At 60.9% G+C, this 22,457-nt stretch carries 21 protein-coding genes; 10 read left to right on the top strand and 11 right to left on the bottom strand.

Translation table 11 applies throughout. The annotated features are described in order from the left end of the window. Positions 1-19: 19 nt before the first annotated feature. Both BV034_RS15490 and BV034_RS15485 read left to right on the top strand, forming a co-directional pair. Positions 20-826 carry a PEP-CTERM sorting domain-containing protein gene (locus tag BV034_RS15490; RefSeq protein ID WP_050027912.1) on the top strand — a complete coding sequence of 269 codons (807 nt, stop codon included), beginning with the start codon at positions 20-22 and terminating at the stop codon, positions 824-826. 164 nt (positions 827-990) lie between these two features. Beyond that, a complete protein-coding gene (locus tag BV034_RS15485; protein ID WP_050027911.1) occupies positions 991-2,031 on the top strand; it encodes an LLM class flavin-dependent oxidoreductase in 1,041 nt (346 codons plus the stop codon). 284 nt (positions 2,032-2,315) lie between these two features. Here BV034_RS15485 and BV034_RS15480 read toward each other — a convergent pair whose 3' ends face one another. Continuing rightward, positions 2,316-3,395: an alanine--glyoxylate aminotransferase family protein gene (locus BV034_RS15480; RefSeq protein WP_050027910.1), complete on the bottom strand. Its 1,080-nt coding sequence runs from the start codon at positions 3,393-3,395 to the stop codon at positions 2,316-2,318. Between the two features lie 544 nt (positions 3,396-3,939). On the opposite strand from BV034_RS15480, the gene BV034_RS15475 reads away from it, so the two are divergent. Next, positions 3,940-4,230, top strand: coding sequence for a hypothetical protein (locus BV034_RS15475; RefSeq protein ID WP_050027909.1), 291 nt, complete (start codon positions 3,940-3,942; stop codon positions 4,228-4,230). Positions 4,231-4,243: 13 nt separating this feature from the next. Here BV034_RS15475 and BV034_RS15470 read toward each other — a convergent pair whose 3' ends face one another. The 5 genes from BV034_RS15470 to BV034_RS15450 all read right to left on the bottom strand — a co-directional run bounded on the left by BV034_RS15470 (position 4,244) and on the right by BV034_RS15450 (position 8,756). Then, entirely contained in the window at positions 4,244-5,401 is a 1,158-nt protein-coding gene (locus BV034_RS15470) for a hypothetical protein (RefSeq protein WP_050027908.1), read from the bottom strand. 80 nt (positions 5,402-5,481) lie between these two features. Continuing rightward, positions 5,482-6,843, bottom strand: a complete 1,362-nt coding sequence (locus BV034_RS15465; RefSeq protein WP_050027907.1) for a hypothetical protein — start codon at positions 6,841-6,843, stop codon at positions 5,482-5,484. A gap of 38 nt (positions 6,844-6,881) precedes the next feature. Beyond that, positions 6,882-7,496 carry a TonB family protein gene (locus tag BV034_RS15460; protein WP_050027906.1) on the bottom strand — a complete coding sequence of 205 codons (615 nt, stop codon included), beginning with the start codon at positions 7,494-7,496 and terminating at the stop codon, positions 6,882-6,884. After that, the gene (locus BV034_RS15455; RefSeq protein ID WP_050027905.1) at positions 7,493-7,912 is read right to left on the bottom strand and encodes a hypothetical protein; all 420 of its coding nucleotides are present in this window, start codon (positions 7,910-7,912) and stop codon (positions 7,493-7,495) included. Before BV034_RS15455 ends, BV034_RS15460 begins: the two co-directional genes overlap by 4 nt. Position 7,913: 1 nt before the next feature. Further along, a complete protein-coding gene (locus tag BV034_RS15450) occupies positions 7,914-8,756 on the bottom strand; it encodes a hypothetical protein (RefSeq protein ID WP_050027904.1) in 843 nt (280 codons plus the stop codon). Between the two features lie 187 nt (positions 8,757-8,943). Between BV034_RS15450 and BV034_RS15445 the strand changes: the two genes are divergently transcribed. From BV034_RS15445 to BV034_RS15430, 4 genes are all read left to right on the top strand, one after another. Then, positions 8,944-10,059 carry a site-2 protease family protein gene (locus BV034_RS15445; RefSeq protein ID WP_050027903.1) on the top strand — a complete coding sequence of 372 codons (1,116 nt, stop codon included), beginning with the start codon at positions 8,944-8,946 and terminating at the stop codon, positions 10,057-10,059. Positions 10,060-10,190: 131 nt separating this feature from the next. Continuing rightward, the gene (gene eno, locus BV034_RS15440; RefSeq protein ID WP_050027902.1) at positions 10,191-11,477 is read left to right on the top strand and encodes a phosphopyruvate hydratase; all 1,287 of its coding nucleotides are present in this window, start codon (positions 10,191-10,193) and stop codon (positions 11,475-11,477) included. Positions 11,478-11,502: 25 nt separating this feature from the next. After that, on the top strand, positions 11,503-11,832 hold the full coding sequence (locus tag BV034_RS15435) for a septum formation initiator family protein (RefSeq protein WP_081887853.1): 330 nt from the start codon (positions 11,503-11,505) through the stop codon (positions 11,830-11,832). Between the two features lie 62 nt (positions 11,833-11,894). Continuing rightward, positions 11,895-13,052 (top strand): LptF/LptG family permease, encoded by a 1,158-nt coding sequence (locus tag BV034_RS15430; RefSeq protein WP_050027900.1) that lies wholly within the window; start codon positions 11,895-11,897, stop codon positions 13,050-13,052. Between the two features lie 463 nt (positions 13,053-13,515). On the opposite strand, the gene BV034_RS15425 is transcribed toward BV034_RS15430, so the two are convergent. Both BV034_RS15425 and BV034_RS15420 read right to left on the bottom strand, forming a co-directional pair. Then, the gene (locus BV034_RS15425) at positions 13,516-14,892 is read right to left on the bottom strand and encodes a C39 family peptidase (RefSeq protein WP_081887852.1); all 1,377 of its coding nucleotides are present in this window, start codon (positions 14,890-14,892) and stop codon (positions 13,516-13,518) included. 238 nt (positions 14,893-15,130) lie between these two features. Next, positions 15,131-15,718: a thioredoxin family protein gene (locus BV034_RS15420; protein ID WP_050027898.1), complete on the bottom strand. Its 588-nt coding sequence runs from the start codon at positions 15,716-15,718 to the stop codon at positions 15,131-15,133. Positions 15,719-15,888: 170 nt separating this feature from the next. Here BV034_RS15420 and BV034_RS15415 point away from each other — a divergent pair, with 170 nt between their 5' ends. Next, positions 15,889-16,581, top strand: coding sequence for an outer membrane beta-barrel protein (locus tag BV034_RS15415; protein WP_081887851.1), 693 nt, complete (start codon positions 15,889-15,891; stop codon positions 16,579-16,581). An 84-nt stretch (positions 16,582-16,665) separates the two neighbouring features. On the opposite strand, the gene nth is transcribed toward BV034_RS15415, so the two are convergent. Both nth and BV034_RS15405 read right to left on the bottom strand, forming a co-directional pair. Next, the gene (gene nth, locus BV034_RS15410; protein WP_050027896.1) at positions 16,666-17,319 is read right to left on the bottom strand and encodes an endonuclease III; all 654 of its coding nucleotides are present in this window, start codon (positions 17,317-17,319) and stop codon (positions 16,666-16,668) included. A gap of 40 nt (positions 17,320-17,359) precedes the next feature. Continuing rightward, on the bottom strand, positions 17,360-17,848 hold the full coding sequence (locus BV034_RS15405; protein WP_050027895.1) for a 3D domain-containing protein: 489 nt from the start codon (positions 17,846-17,848) through the stop codon (positions 17,360-17,362). Positions 17,849-18,041: 193 nt separating this feature from the next. On the opposite strand from BV034_RS15405, the gene BV034_RS15400 reads away from it, so the two are divergent. Continuing rightward, positions 18,042-18,995 (top strand): uracil-DNA glycosylase, encoded by a 954-nt coding sequence (locus tag BV034_RS15400; RefSeq protein ID WP_050027894.1) that lies wholly within the window; start codon positions 18,042-18,044, stop codon positions 18,993-18,995. Between the two features lie 215 nt (positions 18,996-19,210). Next, on the top strand, positions 19,211-21,283 hold the full coding sequence (locus BV034_RS15395; protein WP_050027893.1) for a sodium-translocating pyrophosphatase: 2,073 nt from the start codon (positions 19,211-19,213) through the stop codon (positions 21,281-21,283). 87 nt (positions 21,284-21,370) lie between these two features. Here BV034_RS15395 and BV034_RS15390 read toward each other — a convergent pair whose 3' ends face one another. Continuing rightward, the gene (locus BV034_RS15390; protein WP_050027892.1) at positions 21,371-22,441 is read right to left on the bottom strand and encodes an alpha/beta fold hydrolase; all 1,071 of its coding nucleotides are present in this window, start codon (positions 22,439-22,441) and stop codon (positions 21,371-21,373) included. Positions 22,442-22,457: the final 16 nt, after the last annotated feature.

Below are 22,457 nucleotides of genomic sequence, written 5' to 3'. Positions count from 1 at the left end.
TCAGTGGCATGCGTCGTGCATGCTCAGCGCCATCATGCGATGGCACAGCCTGCTGTTTTTCCTGATCCCGACTCTGACGGTTGTTTCCACAACCCTCCAGGCGGCAACAGTCCTCTACTCTCACCAGGGAGCCACGGATCCCACCACCGAGGGCTGGGCGAAAAGCACGAGCTCAGCCACCACCATCGTGACCTCCGCCTACACGGACGTCGCTGACAACAACAGACAGTCCTGGCGGATCTACGATCCGGGGGCCACCTCTGGTGGCACTGGATTGTACTATCAGACCTCCCTCACCGCACCGAAGGTTACAGACATCCTGAGCACTGGCTGGGAGTGCAACGCCACCGTCAAGATCCCCACGCTCGACCCCAACGAGAACGCGGCCTGGACCACAGGCAGCAACACCTGGGTCGGTTTCCTGGCTGCCAACGACGGATCGGGCAACCGGCGCGCCTGGGCGCTGATGTTTGGCCGCAACGCCACGGGAGGCACCATCGTCTCCGTCTTTGGAGGCACCAACAAGACTTTGTCCCCCGGATACCATGACTACTCCATGGTCTATGACCCTGCGACAAAACTCACCACGGTCTCCATCGACGGGGAAGTCTGGCTCACCGACTATGCGGGCAGCAACCAGGGAGCAGCCGGCGGCTCAAGCCTGCTCTACTGGGGCGACAACAACGCGCAGTCCCTCCCCCAGACAGCCCGGGCCGCCTACTACGAATCGGTCGAATTCATCCAGTATTCCGCCGTTCCGGAACCTGGCCGCATGCTGCTGCTGAGTTCTGCTTTGGTGGTCTGGGCTTTGCGCCGCCGCAAGTGATAGCCAGTGGGCAGTTGACGGCGCATTAGGAGATGCTGGGCCAAGCAAATAGGAACAGCACCAGAACACCCCGTCTCACCCCTGTTTCAAGTCTTGTGTCTTGAAGTCTTCTGTCTATACCCTGCTCGTCCAGATCGTTTGCCGACGCGTATCCCTTGGACACCATGCAAATCGGCATCGACAGCTTTGTAGCCACGTCCACCAACACCACCTCAGGCCAGTCCATCTCCCCGGCTGAAAGGATGGGCAACCTGCTCGAGGAAATCACGTTGGCCGATGAGTCCGGGCTGGATGCCTTTGGCATTGGCGAGCACCATCGCAGCGAGTTCCTGGATTCTGCACCCGCCGTCATCCTGGCGGCCGCCGCCGCGCGAACCCAGCGAATTCGTCTGAACAGTGCCGTCACCGTGCTCAGTGCAGCCGACCCAGTACGAGTGTTCCAAGAATTCGCGACGCTCGACCTCATCTCCAAGGGGCGTGCGGAGCTGGTGGTTGGCCGTGGTTCCTTCACGGAGGCCTTTCCTCTCTTCGGCCTCAATGTGCGCGACTATGACTCGCTCTTTTCCGAAAAGCTCGACCTTTTGTTGAAGCTGCGCTCCGAGACTCATGTGACTTGGGCCGGTCGGCACCGGGCACCCCTCACCGGGCAGGGCGTCTATCCCCGCCCCCTGCAGGATTCTATTCCCATCTGGCTGGGGGTCGGCGGCACTCCTGCCTCCTTTGTGCGTGCGGGTACACTGGGCCTCCCTCTCATGGTGGCCATCATCGGTGGTGATCCTCGACATTTCCGTCCTTTGATTGATCTCTATCGCCAGGCAGGACTGGAGGCAGGTCATAAACCGGAATCGCTCAAAGTCGGGCTCCATTGTCTCGGGTTCGTGGGTCAAACCACCGCCGCTGCCAAGGACGACTTCTTCCCCGGCTATGCGGAGTCGTTCACCCGCATCGGCAAGGAGCGCGGATGGCCCCCAACCACGCGGGCGCAGTTTGAAGCGGTGGCCGGACCGAATGGAGCGCTGCTCATTGGCGATCCCGATACCGTGGCGGAGAAAGTCGTCCGGCTCAGCAAGGATCTAGGTGGTATTGTCCGGCTGAACTTTCAGATGACGGTGGCTGCGGTGCCCCATGAGAAGATGCTGGAGTCCATCCGATTGTTGGGGACCGAGGTCGCGCCGCGGGTGCGGGCCACTCTCGCGGCAGGGTGAGGCAAGCAGGGCCAAATACCGATTGTCCAAGGAGCGGCGGTTTGTGCTTCAAGCACAACCGCCGTGGCGAGCGGAGCAGGCTATCACCAATCCACAAAAGCGGTGGGTCAGGCCATTGGCGACCGTCGCCCGTCCATAAGGCACGTCTCCCTTCGGTCACGATCAGCGGTTGTGCTTAAGGCACAAACCGCCGCTCCTTGGACAGGGATAGTTATTCGAAATCAAAAAAGGCTGCTTCGGTCCTCTGACCCAAGCAGCCTTTTCATCGAACCAAACTTGTTCTACTACAGGGAACCGAGCGTGTCATCCAGCGCTGCGATCAACTCGCCGATGGATTCATCGCTCTCGTCACCCATGTTGGAGATGCGGAACGTCGTCCCCTTGATCTTGCCGTAGCCGCCGTCGATGACGAGCTTGTGCTTCTTCTTGAGGTTGCTGACGAACGCAGAGACATCGATCTCCTTGTTGTTCTTCACGCAGGTCAGGCCCTTCGTGCGGTAGCCTTCAGCGGCGAAGTGCTCGAAGCCGTGCTTGGCCACCCAATCATGCACCTGGCCGTTGAGGCGGGCGTGACGGGCATAACGGTTCTCCAGCCCTTCGGCGAAGAACTTGTTGAGCTGGTGACGCAGGCCGTAGATGAGGGAGATGCACGGCGTGCTGGGCGTCATGCTCTTCTCGCCGTTGGCTTTGAACTCAAGGAAGTCGAAGTAGTAGCCGCGGTCTGCGACCGTGGCGGCGCGCTCGTAGGCGGCTTCGCTGGCCGTGAAGAGACCAAGGCCGGGCGGCATGGCGAAAGCTTTCTGGCTGCCCGTGAGAAGAACATCGATGCCCAACTCATCGAAGTTCATCGGCACCGTCGTGAAGGACGAAACCGTGTCCACGATGAAGAGCACATCCGGAAACTTCGCCTTGAGCTTGGCGATCTCTGCCACCGGGCTGAGGACGCCCGTGGAGGTCTCGCTGTGTACCAGGGTCACGGTGTCGAACTCGCCGGTGGCGAGCTTTTCTTCGACCTGGGAGGCAAGAATGGCCTGGCCCCAGGGCACTTTCAAGGCCTCCGCCTGCTTGCCACAACGGAGGGAAACGTCGTGCCACTTGTCGGAGAACGCGCCGCAGCAGCAGTTCAGCACCTTCTTCTTCACCAGGTTCCGCACCGCGCCTTCCATGACGCCGAAAGCGGAGGAAGTGCTCAGAAACACCAGTTGCTTGGTTCCGAAGAGGACCTGCAGCTTCTCATGAATCTCTGCGTACAGGTTTTGGAAATCCTTGCTGCGATGACCAATCATCGGAGCGGACATGGCCGCGTAGGTGTCGGGAGAGACTTCTACGGGTCCGGGAATGAAGAGTTTGACGTGGTCGCGCATAAATGAGGGAGGGCGACCATAGGGAGAAATGGGACCTTGGCCAGAGCTATTTGGATTTCGAATCGTTCATTTCTGACCTGCGCTTGCGGAACAGAGGGGGTCGGATCTGGGGTCCAGATGGCCGGTTAACGGCTGGTTTTCAGTGTTTTACGCAGGGCAAGTGCAGTTCAAGATGCATCCGATTTCGAAGGCTCTCTCACTTTCAATCTACCAAATCAGATCCAGCACCTGAGCGCGCAGCATCTTTGGAGTAGCGCAGATTGGCAATCGGCATGAGGCAGGACCTTGAGATCGTCAGCGATGTAGCGCGGCAAGCGGAGCGCTCGCCCCACAGAAGGCCATGCGCGGGCTTTCAAGTAGCCAAGTGGGAGCAAAGCGATTGCCCTTCGCTCACCCTCGACGGTTGGGTTTGAGGCACAAACCGCCGCTCCTTGGGTTGTGATAAGCCTGCGATATCATACGGCAACTTGGGGTTTCACAGGCTCTCCGACCTCCAAGCACCCGCGATTTACATCGCCCAAAACCCTGCCAACATTTCCTCGACATGACCCAATACATCCTCCTCATCCAGGACAACCTCACCGGCACTACAACCGCCGAGGAATGGACCACCTTTTTCTCCGCCGTCCACAGCAGCGGCATGTTCAAGGGCGGCAGTGAGATAGGCGATCGAATCCGTCTGGGAAACAGCACGACAGCCCAATCCACCGATCATGTCGTGGCCTACATGCGGTTTGATTCCGAAGACAAAGAGAAGTTGCTCGCCCTGGTCAACCAGCATCCCGTGATCCTCCACGGAGGCACCGTGGAACTGTGCGAGCTACCCAAGTCCTAAATCGACCTTGCCCTCACTTGTCCCAGATAAAATGCTCCAGGCGGATCCGCGTCCCCTCCAGCTTGGCGGACTCCGACCGATCTCCTCCGGCGGAGGCGAGGCGATCGGCCAGGCGGGCAGCGGCTTCCCATTCGTGGCGGCCTTTAAGCACCTCGAGCGCCGCGAACCCGGCGCGGTAGAGCCAGACATACTCCTGCGGGGTCAGCGTCCGGGAGATGGTGGGGTTCAGGCAGGACTCCACCACATCATTGCATGCTTCCAGGGCCTCTGCGGAACGGCCCGCCTGGAGCTGACACTGGGCCAGCAGGTAGCCCGCCTGTCCGCGCCAGGCACGGGTGGCCGTGGTATCCTGCGTGATATAGGTGAAGACCTCCTTGGCGTGATCCAGGTGCTTGGGATCCTTCCGAGCGAGAAGCATGCTCAGCTCCCCTTTTTCAATCAGCAGGGAAAAGAGCTCATCACCTGCAGGCGCGGGCTTGCTGGTAAGCAGGCTGTTGACCACCAAAAGCGCGTCCACCTCATTGCCCTGCCTTCTTTTCGCCAGAGCCTGCTGGCGCTGTGCCTCACGGCCCAGCGAGCCATTGCGGTTCACCACTTCTTCCCAAAGAGAGATCGCCTTCTCCATGCCCGCCGGGGTTAGCATGGCCATCGCCGCCTTGCCCGCATAAAACTGCGCGACCTCTGCGTAGGGAGATTCAGTCTGTTCTTCCACCAATTCCTCGAACTGAATCCCGGCATTGGTGAAGTCATCCATGCGGTAGTAGGCCTGGGCCACCTTCATCCGCACCTGATCCCGGCGCTGGGACATGCGCCATGTCTCCAGATACTGCAGTCCCGACGTTGTCAGCGCTGGGAAGTCCTCCGCAGCCTCGTGCAGCCACACGCGCGTGTAGTCGATCTTCTCCTTCCATCCGTCAGCCAGTTCCGGGATTGCCTTTGCCACATCGAGCGCGAGCGATGCGGCCTTGGCACGCACCGGGATGTCCAGCAGACAAAGCTCGGCCAGCGCCAGATGGGCCTCCACCGCCCGTGGATGGCTGGCATGCTCCCGCAAAAAGTCCTGCAACGCCGCCTCTGCCGTCGGATCATGTTTGGCCGCCAGATGGAGCGCCTTCTCCAGCAGCAGTTGAGAAACTGCATCGCGTCCCGCCGCATCCACATCTTCCTTCACCTGATGCCCGGTGCCGGGCCCTTCGGAATTTGACGCCGCATCCTCATCCTCTTCACGTATCTGGGTGGTGGCCAGTTGCTTCAGGCACTTCTGATAGCGTGCCTTGTCCCCCCCAGAAACGCCGCAGCGGCAGCATTGTACATGGCCCTCTGTCCCTGCACGGCATCCACCGCAGACGTCGCGGATTTCTCAAACAACATTGAGGCTTCGCGGTACTCCTTCCGTGCGTACCGGATCATCGCGGTGAGATAGTCCACCGTATCCTCCCCGCCGGTGCCGAACCGGCTGCGCCAGACGTTGGCCAGTTCCAGCACGCGACGATCGGCCCCCATGGTGCCGTAGAGGCTCATGAGATTCCGGAGGGCTTCTGCCTCACGGACATGTCCTGAATGCAGGGACAAAAACGTTTCCAAGAACCCGACGGCCTGGGCAGGCTGGTTGTGATCCGCCAGCCACTGTCCAAGGTAAAACAACGCCAGCGCATGCCGTCCACGAGGCTGGGGAATGGCGGACCAGGCGATGAGCCGGTCCCTCGCATCCGTCTCCTCAGGCGCGGTCACATCCAGGAGCAAAGCAAACGCCTGCTCATAATAGCGACTCTCCGGCGCGTGTTCGAGGAAACGCACCAGCTCGCGCTCTGCCGTGCGCTGGCGACCTTGCAGCGCATAGGCCTCTGCCAGCCGTACGGTCGCAGCATCTTGCAGATCCTTGTTGAGAGTGGTGAGCGGCAGGATGCGGCGCAGCAGAATCTCCCCCTGCTTGCCGTCGCCCGTTTTCAACCAGGCACAGGCCTTGAGGAACTCCGTTTCGATATCCTTGCGCTCCTGACCGAAACGACGAAGCACATTCGGTGCACGAGAGGCGATGATCTCCGATTCGTTCCAATACAGGCTGGCGATCCGCGCGATCCCGGCATTGGGGCTCTCCATCAATTCCTTGAACTCCTTGCGCCCGGGGATCTCCCTGCCCTGCGCGACCAACACCTGACCGAGAGCAAGCCGGGCCTCCGCTTCATAGCGAGTGCTCTCTTTCAGGCAGGTCCTCAGGGCCTCCTCAGCCTCGCGAAACTTGTGCTCCAGGATCAGGCACTGCCCCTTCCAGAAGGTCGCCTCCGGTACCTTGAAGAGCGAGAGGGCCAGAAGCGCCTTGGTGGAGTTCCGGGCCCGCACCAGTGCATCCACCATGCGTTCACCCACCTGCGCCTCCTCCTTTTTGCTCAAGGACTTGTCCTTGAGCAGGCGCTCATACTTGAGCGCCGCCTCCTCATGCAGCCCCTCGCTGGATGCCTTGAGCGCTGCTTGATACTCTTCCCGCGCTGCCAGTTCGACCTTGGCCGCAGCAGGCGGACTCGGAGGCGCCGCGTTGCCCGAAGCCATCCCTCCAACCCACAGCACTGCCGTGCAGGCATAGGGCAAGATTCGGAGCGCAAAGGTCAGGGGCATCCGGCCAGCTTACCCAGCCCAGCGGGAACTTCAACGCATCACTCCAGCCGAAACGTCACATTCAGCTCATACTCAGCGTTGCCGTAGGCCTGCGGCAGGGGCAGCACCTGCCCCACCCTGCTCGCCGCCGCCACAATGGAGGAATCCAGAGCATCGCTGCCCGAGGGACGCACAAAATAGCGTCTCTCGACCCGGCCATCGCGGCCCAGGACGACGCTGAGCACCGCCTCCTTCTGAGCAGCAGGCAGGCGTGTCACCGGCGGCACCCATTGCTCCATCAGCACGGTCCGCATCCGGTGATCCACGGCCTTAAGCACCTCCGTCAGCTCGTCCAGCAGGGTCTTTCCTCCCTGCTCACCCAAGGTGTACCCCGGCAGTTGGAACATGCCGAGAATGCGCTCGTGCTCAGACAAAACGACTGGGGACACGCGACGGACCATGACCTGCTTCCGCTCCCGCCCCAACCCAGCGGACAGGGGCAACATCGAGGAGGCGAAGTTCCCTGGCGGCAGCCATTGACCCGCCGTGTTCCTCGCAACATCCTCTCTGGTCTCCACCATGCGGTAGCCCACCCATGCCAGGGCCATCGCGACATTCGCGGTCAGCACGCCGATCAGCATCTGCACTCCGGGACTGGGACCTGCACGGCTCATGGTTCCGTCCGCACATCCACCGAGGTCTGCGGCACCGCACAGGCCTTCAGCACGTTCATCACGTTCAGCAGCACCTCCAGATCCAGATCATGCGGCACCTTCACGCGCACGGCGGGCATGCCGCCCTTACCAGCCAGTTGTGTCAGCTGGTCTCGCAACTCATCCACCGGAAAAGTGATGTCCTTCAGAATGGCGTAACCATCCGCCTCCAGAGTCAGATCCACCACTGCTGTGGGCGCTGGCAACGGGGTTCTCTCACCGAGACCACCACCCGGAACTGCGAGCGCAACGATCCACGCCATCAACGCGAATAGCGAAACCGCCAACGCCAGCGGACGAAACGTCACGGGACGAAGGCGGAGATGACTGGGAGTTCGCAGGTCCAACATGGCAGCAATCCGGGCGTTCCAAGGCATCTTAGGGAGCCGCCGACATCAAGGGAATCGAACGGGAGGTGTCGGAGGGAGGCAGCGCAAAGGTAGGCCCCTCCATGGGCAACATGGAACCCAGACTCGGCAACGATTCCAAGGGCTTGCGATGATCCACAAACGCCCGGTCAAGCTGAGTGGCCAGCTCGACCGCAAAGTCGCCCAACTCCCCGACAAGGTCCCGCACTCTCTGCACCAGGGCGTTGTGCCACAACATCAGCGGAATAAAGACAACCACTCCCAACGCCATGGGGGTGACGGCAGACACGATCAACTGCGAGCCGGTGACTCCGCCAGACACATCCACCACCACACTCACCAGTGCTGCCACCAGCCCCAGGAAAGGCAAAATGTCCACCGATCCATCTCCCAACCCATCCCCCAGTTCCCGCGAGGTGAAATCCGCCGTTCGTTCCTGAACCTTCCGCACGGAGTCCATCTGGCTGGGTGAGATGCGGCCCGCCGCTCTCAGGCGAATGGAGAAGTTCTTGTCCACGGAATCCGAGCCCATCAGGTGAAACGCCATCTCCCGCGCGGAGGTCAGGTACACCGCATGCCTGGGTGCTCCATCGAAAGTCAAGCCATCCTGAAACACCTCCAGGCTATGCGAGGCGTCTTGGTGTGCTTTCAGAAACGCATCATCCGCCTTCCGGCATCGGCGCAACTGCGAAGCGGTCACCAACATCCGGATCCAGCAGATGAAGGCCCAAAGAATGATCACACCACAGGCGGTCAGCGCGGGCAGATTCATGGCCTTCAGATGCGCCTCAAGCCCCGCGGTTGCAGTCACGGAAGACGCTTGGGCAGCAGCGAACGCGGCAAGGATGGGCATGACGCCACATGCTACCGGAAAATTTACACCTGTCTTAGGAAAAATGCGGCAGCCGTGCTCGAAGTCTCAGAGGAGTCCAAGAATCCATCGACTCAAAGTTCGCCATTAAATCAGCTCCCTGCAGCAGTCCGTCGCGTATGCTGATTAAGCACGACCTCTTCTCTGCTGTTCCCCATCTACGGAAATTATGAAACGCTGGTCCCTGCATGTTGCCACCTTTGGAGGTACGGAAGTCCGCATCCACGCCACATTCCTTCTGCTGCTCGCATGGATTGGCTTGATGGTGCTGGGCAAGGGCGGCCCCGCTGCCGCCTGGGAGGCCATCTTGTTCCTCGTGGCCATGTTCATCTGCGTGTTGCTGCATGAGTTTGGCCACGTGGTGGCCGCCCGTCGCTACGGCATTCACACTCCAGATATCACCCTTCTGCCCATTGGCGGACTGGCCCGTCTTGAGCGCATGCCCCGGAAGCCACAGGAGGAGTTGGTGGTGGCTCTCGCCGGCCCAGCAGTGAATGTCGTCATCGCCGCCATCCTCTTCATCGCCGTCCAAGTTCTTCCTACGCTCAGCCTCCACTTCAACATGGTGGACGGCCCCTTCGCCGTCCGCTTGATGTTCTGGAACCTCCTGATGGTGGCCTTCAACATGATCCCAGCCTTTCCCATGGATGGCGGCCGGGTGTTGAGAGCCGCGCTGGCCATGTTTTGGGACTATGGCAGGGCCACCCGTCTGGCGGCTGGCATCGGCCAAGCCATCGCCGTTCTCGGCGCGATGATCGCGCTCTTCGTCGCTCAGAATCCGCTGATCATTCTCATCGCAGTCTTCATCTTCATGAGCGCAGGCCAGGAGGCGGCGTACGTCAGCGAGCAGGAAGCCATCCGCGGCCTCTCGGTCAAGGAGGCGATGATCACCCAGTTCAGCCACCTCCGACAGGATGCGGTGTTGAAGGATGCCGTGAAGCTCCTGCTGTCCGGCACTCAACAGGACTTCCCTGTGGTGGACTGGCAGGGCGCGTACATCGGCATGCTCAGCCGGACCCGGCTCATTGATGCCCTGGACCAGTTTGGCCCCCAGCGGGCCGTGCTGGATGTCATGGAGACCTGCCCCATCACCCTGGATCCCCGCCACCCCCTGCCCGAGGCCATGGATCATCTGCGGACCAGCAACTGCCCTGCCCTGCCCGTCATCCACCCCGTGGACGGCAGCCTCGTGGGCCTGCTGACGGCGGAAAACGTGGGTGAGATGCTCATGGTGCGGGCTGCCCTCTCCAAATCCCAGGCCCCGGCATCCCTCAAAGCGGTCTGACAAAATTGTCCCGCAAACGCGCATCGCCTCTCCACATTCGCGGTGGACATGGCGTTTTTCCTGCGCGACTAACAAGGCGCATCTTGCGAAGCGAAGATTCCTTTGCTTACCTTAACTACCAACGACACTCAATGGACGACCTTATCATCTCCCAGATCATCGGACGCGAGGTTATTGACTCGCGCGGCAATCCCACCGTGGAAGTGGACGTGTATCTTGAAGGCGGCGCATTCGGCCGTGCCGCAGTTCCGAGCGGAGCCAGCACCGGTGAGCATGAGGCCCTCGAGCTGCGTGACGGCGACAAAGGTCGCTATCTGGGCAAGGGCACCACGAAGGCAGTCGCCAACGTGAATGACATCATCGCTGAGCATATCGAAGGCCTTATCGCCACCGACCAGGTCGGCGTGGACAGGGCGATGCTCGCCCTCGACGGCACCAGCACCAAGAGCAAGCTCGGTGCAAACGCCATTCTCGGCGTCTCCATGGCCGTGGCCAAGGCCGCCGCCAGCGCTCTGGGCCAGCCCCTTTACAAGTACCTCGGCGGCCCGAACGCCAAGGTTCTTCCCGTGCCGATGATGAACATCATCAACGGCGGTGCGCACTCGGATGCCCCGATCGACTTCCAGGAATTCATGATCATGCCGAAAGGTGCCCCCACGTTCCGTGAGGCCCTTCGCTATGGTGCAGAAGTGTTCCACGCTCTGAAGAAGATCCTTCATGACCGCGGCCTCAGCACCGCTGTCGGTGACGAAGGCGGCTTCGCCCCGACCCTCAACAGCGCGGACGACGCGCTTGCCGTGATCGCCCAGGCGGTGGACAAGGCTGGCTATAAGCTCGGTGAAGACATCTTCATCGCTCTCGACGTCGCCTCCAGCGAGTTCTTCGTGAAGGACAGCAGCAAGTACGTCTTCAAGAAGAGCGACAAGTCCGAGCGCGACGCCGCTGGCATCGTGGCCTACTATCAGGAGCTTCAGAAGAAGTACCCGATCATCTCCATCGAAGACGGTTGCGCTGAGAACGACTGGGCCGGCTGGAAGAAGCTGACCGACGCCATGGGCGCCAACACCCAGCTCGTGGGTGACGACCTCTTCGTGACGAACGTCGAGTTCCTCCAGAAGGGCATCGACCAGGGCGTGGCCAACTCCATCCTCGTGAAGGTGAACCAGATCGGTTCCCTCACCGAGACCTTCGACGCCGTCGAGCTGGCCCACCGTCATGGCTACACCTCCGTGCTCAGCCACCGCTCCGGTGAAACGGAAGACTCCACCATCGCGGACCTGGCTGTCGCCACGAACTGCGGCCAGATCAAGACCGGCTCCCTCAGCCGCTCCGACCGGATTGCAAAATACAACCAGCTCCTTCGCATCGAAGAAGAGCTGGGCGACTACGCCATCTACGGCGGTCGCATGAAGGTCTAGTCAACCTCCCCTTCGACGCCTCACCATGTCTCGCGAGGAAACCGAATTCGACGGCCCGGAAACGGACCGGCCGAATTTCCTCGCAAGGATGGTGAGGCTGAATCGCTACCTGCTCGCCCTTCTGGTCATTCCCGCTGCGGTGCTGTATTTCCGCCCGCCGCTGAAGGAGCAGGAAGCTGCCCGCGCCAAGCTGGCTGAACTCACCACCCGTCGTGATGGGCTCAAGGCCGATGCAGAGCGCCTCCAGCGCAAGCTGGAACTGATCAAGACTGATCCCGAGTATCTTGAAAGCATGGCGAGAGACCGTCTGAACCTGCAAAAGGACGGTGAAATCATTCTTCGGTTCGAGGACTAGCCTCACCGCAACGCCGCAGTCCGCCCCGCTCCTCCCTACCCCCATTGTCATTTCGTCAAGGCATGCCCCTCCGCATTTTTGACCGCTACATCTGGCGCCAGGTTTCTTCCTCAACCCTGACGGGTGTCCTCGTCCTTACCGGGGTGATGGTTCTGGGAAACGTGTTCAAGGAAATGGAGCGCCTCCTGGGCGATACCGCCTCCCTCCCGCTGATGGCGGTGGCGCAGTTCATCACGTACGTCATCCCGTACTCCCTCATCTTTACGATCCCGTGGGCCCTGCTCACTGCGATCCTGCTCGTGTTTGGGCGCATGAGCGCCGACAACGAAATGACCGCCCTGCGCATGACGGGGATGTCCATGCCCCGCATCTGCGCGGCCGTGTTTGTCCTCTCCGTGTTCATGTCCGGCGTCTGCTATCTCGTGAATGTGGAGCTGGCCCCACTGGCCAAGACCAAGATCAAGCGCCTCTTTTACGATCTGGCGCTCGATGATCCCGCCGTGCTCTTCCAGCCTGGCAAGGTGCTCGACCGCTTCCCGGGCTATCGCATCTTCACCCAGGAGCGCGAAGGCAACAAACTCAAGAACGTCGAGATCATCCAGACCAACCTGGGCCGTGCCGAGCGCTACATCCGCGCCAAGCGCGCCGAGGTGGTGGTGACCCCAGGGGTGACCGACTTCCAGCTTCACTTGCGCAATGCCACTGTGGAAACCGGGGGCGGTGAAGCCGATGCCGCCTCTGCCGGAGCCGAGGTCAACATCATGAACGACCTCCAGTTCCTCTACATGGGGGACACCGCCATCACCTTCCCGCTCAGCAAGCTCAAGGAAAAGACGGAACGCGTCACCAGCAGCATGAAGGACACCTCCGCCCTCTGGAGCGAGGTCAACACTGGCATCAGCAGCGTGGACGGCCAGCCTCTGAGCGAGAAACTGATCTCCGTCTCCCGGACAGAGCTGAGTATGCGGTACAGCTTCTCACTTGCCGCCATCGTCTTCACCCTCGTCGGCATCCCCTTGGGCATCACCGCGCAGCGTCGTGAGACCTCCATCGGCTTCGCCTTGAGCCTCATTGTCGCGGTCTCCTACATGGTGTTCGTGATCTTCGTCAACGGCCTCAACGAACGCCCCAGCGTGTACCCCCACCTCCTCATGTGGGTGCCCAACCTGATCTTCATTGGCGTGGGTTCCCGGATGTTCTACAAGCTGAATCGGCGATAGGGCGTTTGGCTGATTGCTGAGGTTCTGCGACGTCTGGCATCGCATTGGCTTGGTCACCCGTCCCCGCAGCGACTGAGCCGGACGGCACGTCCGGACTACACCCGAAGCGACGCCGCAGGAGTAGTCCGATGGTCTCCATCAGCGCGAAGGCGGAGAGCTTTCACGCGAGCCGCCGAGGACACCCTGACCGGTTGGCGCGCCCTTCGGCTTCATTTGACCACATCGCTTCCCCGCTCGCGCTTGTTTGCGCACCCGCGCAGCCCCTGAGGAAGCTATCCAATGGTTTGGTCACCCGTCCCCGCAGCGACTGAGCCGGACGGCACGTCCGAACTACACCCGAAGCGACGCGCAGGAGTAGTCCGATGGTCTCCATCGGGGCGGAAGCGGAGAGATTTCACGTGAGACGCAGCAGATCACATTGCGACCGCACCAACTAGGCACTTAGCACCCCGAACCCTCCCCCTCACTTCGCCATCGGTTCAATGTAATACAACCCGGTGGTCATGGCGCAGGCGTTGTCCATCGGCATCCGCTTGAGCGCATGTTCCGCGCCCCAGGAGTCGGAATAGAGAATCTCACTGGTCTTCGCGTTGTAGCCAATGATCAGGCGCATATGACCGCCAAAGCTCTGGGGAATACCGGGCTCTTTGTAAAGGCCAAGCTGCACACCCCACATGAGCGGCACTCCTTTTTCAATCGTGTCCGTCACGGCGCGCTGAAACTTGCTGTAGCCTGCCTTGTTCTTTTCCGTCCGGCTCACTTTGAGTGAATCTGCATCCATTGACGCGTAGATGTCACCGATATTGATGACGGCCATGTTGTTCAGATTGATCTCGCGCTTGTCCCGGCGTTTGGCCTCGCGGTTGTAGTCCGAGATCATGTTGCTGAACTCCTTGTAGTCCCACTTCTCCAGCGCGCGAACGCGCACGCGAAGCCGGGCTTCCAGCTTCTCCAAGGCCTCCAGCATTTCACTGGGGCTGGTGCCGCCCCCTTGCCCGGTGTTCGCCACCTGGGCCATCTCGTGCTGGTCCACCGGAATGCCATAGTAGCGGAACACCCGCTCGGTGGTGGCCACGGCACAGTAGCCCTTGGGCCCCTGATCCACCATCGGCACGTTCTTGATCACCACGTCGCCCGTGGTCTCCCGGGTGATGTTGGCCGCCAGACTGGATCGCGTCACGCCAGCAGCTCCCGTCGAGCCATTTACCAGGAGCCCCTGCTGCTTCGGCACCTCCGCCACGCGCAGCCGGATAAACTCTGGACGGAACTCCTGCCCGCGAGACTTCATCTCTTTCTGATAGGAGTACTCCAGCAGGTAGGCCGTCGGCGGTTTCATCCACATCCAGCCCATGGCCTTGACGGCACTTTGGGAATCCTTGCCCCGCTCCACTGGCTGGACGCCCAGCTTGGACGAGATGAAGGTCTTGGTGTCTTCTACCTGCTTCTCAAACTGTTCGCGATTCCCCGCCAGCGAAGAACTGTCGCCGCGATTGAAGATGGAGAAGTTCACGCGCGCCAGTTTCCCCGTCTGAAACTCCGCCACCGCCTCCGGCACCCTCAACTGTGGCCCCCAGAGCACGTAGCTGGAGCCAAAGAATCTCGCCTGCTCCTTGCTGGCCGAAAGCCAGTCAAACCGCAGGGGTTTGAACTTCGCTTCAAACTGGTCCGGCGTCAGATCCCAGAGCTGGTCCCCGCCCGCGAGTTCATCCAGAGCGCGCCCCGGCTCAGTCGCCCCCGCACTGCTCTCAGCCCCGCTGGACTGGGAGCATGCCTGAGTAAATGGCCCCATCAGCAGCCCCGCTGCGAGACAGAGTGAGGAGAATCGGCACCGTGGGATCATGGCAGGAGTTGGGTTTGGCGTGGAATAAACGCAAGTCTCCACGACAGCCCATCGCGTGTCAATCGCGGTTGGCGCATGAGCCTTAGGTTAGCAGGATGACGATGATCTGGTGTTTCATTGCGGCAGCCCACGCCAACGGCATGATCCAAAACAGTCCCACAGTCGCGGAATCAGACCGCGAAGCGGTCGCCACCCTGGGCTGCTTTGTTTGACGCCTTTGGCGTCCAAGCTTCTCGCCCTACGACTTCGCAAACCAGGCGGGCTCCACGCCCGGCTTCCACTTGATATTGCAGCCCGTGCTGGGGCGTTGGGTCGCCACGGGCGACTCCCCTTTCAGCACTGCGTCCACCGCAGCGCGCAGGTCTTCGCCCGTCACGGGCAGTCCGTTCTTGGGACGGGAGGCATCATACTGTCCGCAATAGGTCAGTTCCAGCTTGTCATCAAAAACGTAAAAATCAGGCGTACATGCAGCAAAATAAGCCTGCGCCACCTCTTGAGTCTCGTCATAGAGATACGGAAAGGTCCAGCCGTACTTGGCCGACATCTCCAGCATCTTCTCCGGGCTGTCGGCAGGATACCGCTCCACATCATTGGAGCTGATTCCGACAAATCCCACGCCCTTGGCCTCACAGGTGGCTGCGAAAATCCCCAGTTCGTTGGCCAGATGCAAAACGAAAGGACAGTGATTACAAACAAAAGCCACCACCAGCCCGCGGGGCCCCCGGACGTCCTGCAACGTGAGCACCTCACCTCTGCCATTGGGCAGGGAAAAGGCTGGAGCAGGACTGCCAAGACTCAAACTGCGCGTGGAGGGAACTTCTGCCATGGCCACTTCGTTTAGGGCCAGAGAGTTCCCTAGTCAACTGCCTCCCGACAAACACTTCCGCCCCAATCCACTCTGAGCGGTCACGTCGGCCAAAGAAAAGCTTGCACATGGAGGGTTTTGAGAAAATACTTTAGACACCCAAAATATCCCAAAGTCCAAATTAGCGGCCCATGAAAACCATCCTCTCAGTCCTCGCTATTTCCTGCTGCATGGTGGTATCGGCCAAGGCACAGGGCTATCAGCCGCAGTACCCCTACGATCCTTACAATCCAGCTCCCCAGCAGCAGCAGAGCTACCAGACCTACTCCTCCACTGGGTCCAGCTACGGGAGCAGCAACAGCCTCCTTGGCTACCAGTCCCTGGAAGTGCGCTACATTTATAACGACTTCAAGGGCGACGACCGCCTGGAAGGCGACAGCGGATTCGGAGTGGACCTTAAGCTGGAACTGATGAAGCCGCTCTATTTGCGGTTTGGCCTGGAACGCATCACCAGCAAGACCCCAGAGGCAGAAGACCTCGACCTCACCACCTTCTCAGTGGCGGGCGGCGCCTTCATCCCGATCGGCAATCGCTTCCATATCTTTGGCGAACTGGGTGCCCGGTATGACTATGTTTCCGAGGAGCTGGAAAACATCAGCACCGACGACTTTTACCTCTACGTCCGCCCTGGCGTCCGCTTCGCTGTAACCGACAAACTGGAACTCGCTCTCAGCCTTCTGTTCACCAACACGGACAACCTGAACGAGCGCGTCATCGAGCTCAACGCCTACTATGCGATGCTCTCCTGGCTTGACGTTTCCGCCGGCATCGACTTTGGCGACGAGGTCAACTCCTTCCATGTAGGCGGGCGCTGGCGCTGGTAAAAGCCAGATTCCAACTCACCAGAACTCTCAAGGCCATGGGCGGACGATCAGTCTCCCGTGGCCGTTCTGTTTCCAGGCTAGCTCTCAGGCCTTGCGGGTTTTCACGCTCTTCTTCCGATCTGGATAGAGCTCGGTGCAGAGCATGCAACTCAAGCCATCGCAAGCGCGGGCGCTGCAGTGCTCGCGTCCGTAGTAGATGATCTGTAGATGCAGCTTGTTCCAGGAGGACTCTGGAAAGAGCTGCTTCAGATCCCGCTCCGTTTGGGTGACAGAGCTTCCTGAAGTCAGCCCCCACCGTTGGGCCAACCGGTGAATGTGCGTGTCCACGGGAAAGCTCGGCACCTCGAAGGCCTGAGCCATGACCACCTGAGCCGTCTTATGCCCCACCCCAGGCAGCTTCTCAAGCGCCTCCAGGGTATTCGGCACTTTGCCGCCATGTTCGCGGACGATGATCTTGGAGAGTTCTGAGATCGCCTTCGCTTTCTGCGGCCCAAGGCCACATGGCTTCACAACCCCAAGGATCTTCTCCACCGGCACCTCCGCCATGCCCTCCGGGGCATCTGCGAGGGCAAAGAGATGAGGCGTCACCAGATTCACCCTGGCATCCGTACACTGGGCTGAGAGCAGCACCGCCACGAGCAACGTGTAGGGATCTTTGTGATCCAGAGGGATCGGCGGATCCGGGTACAACCCCGCAAGCCTGGTCCGGACATGATCCGCCCGCTGCTTCTTCGTCACAGTCCCACCTCCGGCACGTGGATAAACGTTCGCCTGAGGTCTAGGAACTCCGCTCAATGCGCTTCACCATCGCCTGCACATGCGGATTCTTCTTCTCACGCGGGCGCATGATTGCGAGGCTCTTCGTGAAGGAACCCCACTTGACCACCTTGATGTTCACATTCTTGGCACCCCATTGCTTCATGGCAGTTTTGTCAGGGCGATAGAGATCGATCGTATTGGTCCCCACCAAGGCAGACCCATAGTCATCCACTTCGTAAAGGAAAGGCTCACCTTCGATCTGGAACACCGTGCCCACGGGATAGACGGACCAATCCGTGGCCGCACTGCGCACCCGACCATATTTCAGGGTATCCCCTGTGGCCGCCTTCGGACCATACTTGATGTGGTCGGACTCGGTGTGAGTGTAGGCCGTCGTGCGGACCCCGCTGATCTTCTGACCGCGACTGTTTGGTTTGGTGGTCGTCTCGCAGGAGATGACTGACACGCAGCACAGCGTGGCCAGTCCGAGGATCTTAGGGTTCAGCATGGCAGATTAGTTAAGCTCTCCGAAGTTTGTGGTATTTTGGGGGACGAAAGGGGGCTGGTCAACCCAAAATTCACCCCCCCAACCGCGGAGTCATTTGCTCCATATCAACACCAGACTGCCCGCTTCGCTCTTGCGAATTCTCTTCTGCTCTCCACTCTGACCACGTCCTCACGCTCCAAGATACTTTCGGCCTATGTCCTCCGCTACTGACCTGCTCAAGCTCCATCTCGCCCAGCAAGCCGCCCGTGGAGTGACGCATGTGGCCCTGACCCGGGAGGTCCAAACCCGGCTGCGAGTGGGCAGATCTGCAACGGCCGCCAAGCCCTCTGCCTCAGCCGCTCCCCCTGCAGCAGTGCCGCCAGCTGCCGCGCCCTCATTTCGCCGCGTGGAGTATGCCGCAACGCCCGCCGGTCCCACGCCCGCTCCCGTCTCGCCGACCAGGCCCATGCCGGAGCGGATCTCCTTAAGCGACCCCTCCCCGCTTGCACCGCAGCCCCAATCCCGGGATGAGCAGCTTGCCCGCTTGGCTCTGGAGGCCGAAAACAACGACAAGGCCCGCAGTCTGGGCACGCTGCGTGACACCATGGTCTTCGCCACCGGCACGCCCGATGCCGAAATCGTGTTTGTCGGCGAAGCTCCCGGTGCGGAAGAGGAAAAAGTGCGCGAGCCCTTCGTCGGCCCCGCCGGCCAGTTGTTGACCAAGATCATCCAGGCGATGGGACTGCGCCGGAACCAAGTTTACATCACCAACATCTGCAAGTTCCGACCCAAGATCGATGATGGCCGGTTCCAAGGCTCAAAGAACCGCGCTCCAAGTGTTGGGGAAATGCTCTCCTGCCAGCAATTCGTACTGGCGGAGCTGGAAATCATCAAGCCGAAGGTCATCGTCGCCCTGGGGTCAACTGCCGCGACCGGCTTGGGCATCGAAGGGACGGTCGGAAGACTGCGTGGCAAGTTCCACGACTTCCGGGGCACCCCCATCATGATCACCTACCACCCCTCCTACCTGTTGCGCAGGGAGCAGGAAGATGGTGGCGGCATCGCTGAAAAACGACTGGTGTGGGAGGACATGATGAAAGTCATGGACCAGGTGGGCCTGCCCATCACGGAAAAGCAGCGCGCCTACTTCAGCAAAGCGCGCGGATAGCCCTCTCCCGGCTCAAAAATATCAGTCTTGGGCAGAAAATGAACCTGCCCTTCCGCGTTGAAGAGATCCCCCTGCCTCTCTAGGGCGGGAGGAGCCTCACCTTGCTGTTATTCCCCTCTTGCCTCGCGCAACATTGTCGTTACAATCGCCCCCTCTTTTGCCCCGGCAAAATGAGTTTTCCCGTTAATTAGCACCGCCTCTATTCACTTCGTCGCATGTCCAGTTTCCTCCTCAATCAAGGCATCTTGCTCTCCATCATTCTAGGCGCGCTTGGCCTCGTCTACGCCGTGATGCTGATCAAAAAAATCCTCAGCGCGTCGCCCGGAAATGAAGCCATGCAGCGCGTCGCGGGCGCCATCCAAGAGGGGGCCAAAGCGTATCTCAGTCGCCAGGTGCGCACGGTGAGCATCATCGCCATCATCCTCACCGCCCTGTTGTTCTGGTGGAAGAAGAGCCTGCCGGTTCCAGCTGGATTTCTTATCGGGGCCGTCTGTTCCATGATCGCAGGCTATATTGGCATGCGCATCGCGGTGGTGGCGAACGTCCGCACCACCCAGGCTGCCACCGAGGGCCCCACTCCCGCTCTGCGCATCGCCTTTAACGGCGGGGCGGTCACAGGCCTCCTCGTCGTGGGTCTGGCCCTCGTCTCCGTCGCCGTCTTCTACATGGTGATGACCGCTGTTCACAGCTCCGCCGCCGCCATTGACTCCCTGGTGGGTCTCGCGCTGGGCGCCTCGTTGATCAGCGTGTTTGCCCGTCTTGGCGGCGGCATTTACACAAAGGCAGCCGACGTGGGCGCCGACCTTGTGGGCAAAAACGAGAACGCCCTGGACGAAGATGATCCCCGCAACCCGGCCACCATCGCCGACAACGTGGGCGACAACGTCGGTGACTGCGCCGGTATGGCCGCAGACGTGTTCGAGACTTATGCCGTGACCCTCATTGGCGCGCTCCTCATCGCCTCCCTCACCCTTCAGGGTGTCGGTGCCGCACTCATCTACCCCTTCCTCATCGGTGGCATCTCCATCGTGGGTGCCGTGCTTGGGATTCTCTGGGTGAACATCCGCCAGGGCGGTGCTACCGCGCTCCTCATGCAGGGTGTCGCCATCTCCGCGCTCGTCACCGCCATCTTGGGATGGCCCGTGACCAAGGCCCTTTTCAGCGGCCACGCTGAACTTCCCTTCAGCCCCGCTGCACTCTACGGTGCCGCCTTGATCGGCCTCGTCCTGACCTGGATGGTGGTGCTCATCACCAACTACTACACCGCCACGGAGTACAGCCCGGTGCGCAAGATCGCCAAGGCCAGTGAGACCGGCCACGCCACCAACATCATCGCAGGTATCGCCATCGGCAACTACGCCACCGCCCTTCCCGTTATCCTCATCTGCGCCTCCATCGCGGGTGGTTATGTGCTGGCCGGGCTCTACGGCATCGCCATCGCCGTCATGTCCATGCTCAGCATGGCTGGCATCATCGTTTCCCTCGATGCCTTCGGCCCCATCACCGACAACGCGGGCGGCATCGCTGTGATGAGCGAACTGCCCAAGGAAGTGCGCACCGTGACCGATGGTCTGGACGCCGTGGGCAACACCATGAAGGCCGTGACCAAGGGTTACGCCATCGCCTCCGCCGGGGTGGCTGCCCTGGTGCTGTTTGGCTCCTATTACCTGGAGCTCGACAAACACCTCCACCACACAGGCGTGCTCAAGCTCGCCACCGACACCGTGGACTTCTCCCTGAAGGATCCTTACGTCATCATCGGTCTCTTCATCGGTGGCTTGATCCCCTTCCTCTTCACCGCCATGAGCATGAACGCCGTTGGCAAATCCGCCGGTGCCGTCGTGAAGGAAGTCCGCCGTCAGATCGCTGCCAAGCCGGGCATCCTCACAGGCAAAGACACGCCTGAGTACGCCACCTGCGTGGACATCGTGACCAAAGCCGCCCTGCGTGAAATGATTCTGCCCGCGCTCCTGCCGGTAGCGGTGGTACTGCTGGTCGGCTGCACTCCCCTCCTCGGCTACAAGGCCCTCGGTGGCGTGCTCATGGGCACGATCGTCACTGGCCTCTTCCTTGGCCTCTCCATGACCAGCGCCGGTGGCGCCTGGGACAACGCCAAGAAGTACATCGAAGAAGGCAACCACGGCGGCAAGGGCAGCGACGCTCACAAGGCAGCTGTGACCGGCGACACCGTGGGTGACCCCTACAAGGACACCAGCGGCCCGGCCATCAACCCGATGATCAAGGTGGTCAACATCGTGGCCATCCTGGTGATCCCCCTGCTCTTCTAATCTAGAGGAACGTCCGCTTCAGGACTCGAGATTCCAGCCCGGAGTTGCTCTCAGCACTCCGGGCTTTTTGTTGCCGTGGGACCGGGGCTATTTTCCGCTCTCGCCCCCACCCACCTCGAGTTTGATGAAATCCTTGAGCCCCCACACGGCAGGCTTTCCTTTCCGTTGGGCCGAGAGCCAGTTCAGAGCTGCCTGGTGCACGATCTCATGCCCCCCTTCAAAGACGGTGACACGTGTGTTCCCAGCGGTCTGTCGGAAACGCGGCTCCCACGCTCCATACACGGCATCCGCCGCAGGCGCGGTCCAGCCCGCAGGCAGCTTTTGCGCGTGGTAGTATTCCTCGATCTTGGCCGGAGCCAGCGCGGTTGAGCCCGCTCCTACCACGGCATTGAACGCCTTGAGCGAGTGAGAAAACGGCACACTTCCAGCACGACCATCGTGAATGCCGTGATTGATGTCCAGAGGCAGCCCTTTGGCCGCCGCAAGCGAACTCAGCGGCGACCGCTTCCAAGCCTCGGCTTTCAGGGCCTCACTTGAAGTCGGGCTCCCGCCGAGTGCTGCCTCGATGTGTTTGCCATAGGTATCCGGCACGCCGTTCTTCAGATGATCTGTGTGCCACTGCGCAATGTCGCTGATGCCACACCAGGCGCTGACAGCTGCCCACAACTCGGGATGTTGACCCGCCATCTGAAGCGCCATGTGACCGCCACCGCTCACGCCAATGAGGTAGATGCGCTCGGGATCGACCGCCGTCTGTTTCCTCGCCCACGCCACCGCCTCCACCACATCCGCCACCGCCCGCTCAGAACCCATGGCCTGGGGGGTGTTGTTGGGCCCCCGGAAGTGAGGATGCACGAAGGCCCAGCCCTGGGCGATGCACCACTCAGCATACACCGCGTCGCCTCCCGCGGACGCATAGTTGCTGCTCCAGGTGTGCAGTCCCACCAGCAGGGGTTTGGGGCCGCTCGTTGTCGGCGCGAACCACATCGCGGGTTGCATGACTCCATCGCTGGCAGGGATCTCCACTTTGGCCACCCCCGCAGGCCAGACCTTCCTGGCCACCGCCGCCGCTGCGGGGAGCGGCGCCGTCTGAGCAGGGGCGACAGAGGAGAAGGCGGCAAGCGCCCCCATGGAAAGGAACTGGCGTCGATCAGTCATGCCCCATGCTCGGCAA

The sequence above is a fragment of the Verrucomicrobium sp. BvORR034 genome (assembly GCF_000739635.1).
Classification (GTDB): domain Bacteria; phylum Verrucomicrobiota; class Verrucomicrobiia; order Verrucomicrobiales; family Verrucomicrobiaceae; genus Verrucomicrobium.
Note: the sequence above shows the minus strand (reverse complement) of the source record. Positions and strands in the feature narration are given on the sequence as shown.

Excerpts from the sequence above, each read along its gene's own strand:
- BV034_RS15490 (WP_050027912.1), top strand. The coding sequence starts at position 20 with ATGCTCAGCGCCATCATGCGATGGCACAGCCTGCTGTTTTTCCTGATC.
- BV034_RS15485 (WP_050027911.1), top strand. The coding sequence starts at position 991 with ATGCAAATCGGCATCGACAGCTTTGTAGCCACGTCCACCAACACCACC.
- BV034_RS15480 (WP_050027910.1), bottom strand. The coding sequence starts at position 3,395 with ATGCGCGACCACGTCAAACTCTTCATTCCCGGACCCGTAGAAGTCTCT.
- BV034_RS15475 (WP_050027909.1), top strand. The coding sequence starts at position 3,940 with ATGACCCAATACATCCTCCTCATCCAGGACAACCTCACCGGCACTACA.
- BV034_RS15465 (WP_050027907.1), bottom strand. The coding sequence starts at position 6,843 with ATGCCCCTGACCTTTGCGCTCCGAATCTTGCCCTATGCCTGCACGGCA.
- BV034_RS15460 (WP_050027906.1), bottom strand. The coding sequence starts at position 7,496 with ATGAGCCGTGCAGGTCCCAGTCCCGGAGTGCAGATGCTGATCGGCGTG.
- BV034_RS15455 (WP_050027905.1), bottom strand. The coding sequence starts at position 7,912 with ATGCCTTGGAACGCCCGGATTGCTGCCATGTTGGACCTGCGAACTCCC.
- BV034_RS15450 (WP_050027904.1), bottom strand. The coding sequence starts at position 8,756 with ATGCCCATCCTTGCCGCGTTCGCTGCTGCCCAAGCGTCTTCCGTGACT.
- BV034_RS15445 (WP_050027903.1), top strand. The coding sequence starts at position 8,944 with ATGAAACGCTGGTCCCTGCATGTTGCCACCTTTGGAGGTACGGAAGTC.
- eno (WP_050027902.1), top strand. The coding sequence starts at position 10,191 with ATGGACGACCTTATCATCTCCCAGATCATCGGACGCGAGGTTATTGAC.
- BV034_RS15435 (WP_081887853.1), top strand. The coding sequence starts at position 11,503 with ATGTCTCGCGAGGAAACCGAATTCGACGGCCCGGAAACGGACCGGCCG.
- BV034_RS15430 (WP_050027900.1), top strand. The coding sequence starts at position 11,895 with ATGCCCCTCCGCATTTTTGACCGCTACATCTGGCGCCAGGTTTCTTCC.
- BV034_RS15425 (WP_081887852.1), bottom strand. The coding sequence starts at position 14,892 with ATGATCCCACGGTGCCGATTCTCCTCACTCTGTCTCGCAGCGGGGCTG.
- BV034_RS15420 (WP_050027898.1), bottom strand. The coding sequence starts at position 15,718 with ATGGCAGAAGTTCCCTCCACGCGCAGTTTGAGTCTTGGCAGTCCTGCT.
- BV034_RS15415 (WP_081887851.1), top strand. The coding sequence starts at position 15,889 with ATGAAAACCATCCTCTCAGTCCTCGCTATTTCCTGCTGCATGGTGGTA.
- BV034_RS15405 (WP_050027895.1), bottom strand. The coding sequence starts at position 17,848 with ATGCTGAACCCTAAGATCCTCGGACTGGCCACGCTGTGCTGCGTGTCA.
- BV034_RS15400 (WP_050027894.1), top strand. The coding sequence starts at position 18,042 with ATGTCCTCCGCTACTGACCTGCTCAAGCTCCATCTCGCCCAGCAAGCC.
- BV034_RS15395 (WP_050027893.1), top strand. The coding sequence starts at position 19,211 with ATGTCCAGTTTCCTCCTCAATCAAGGCATCTTGCTCTCCATCATTCTA.
- BV034_RS15390 (WP_050027892.1), bottom strand. The coding sequence starts at position 22,441 with ATGACTGATCGACGCCAGTTCCTTTCCATGGGGGCGCTTGCCGCCTTC.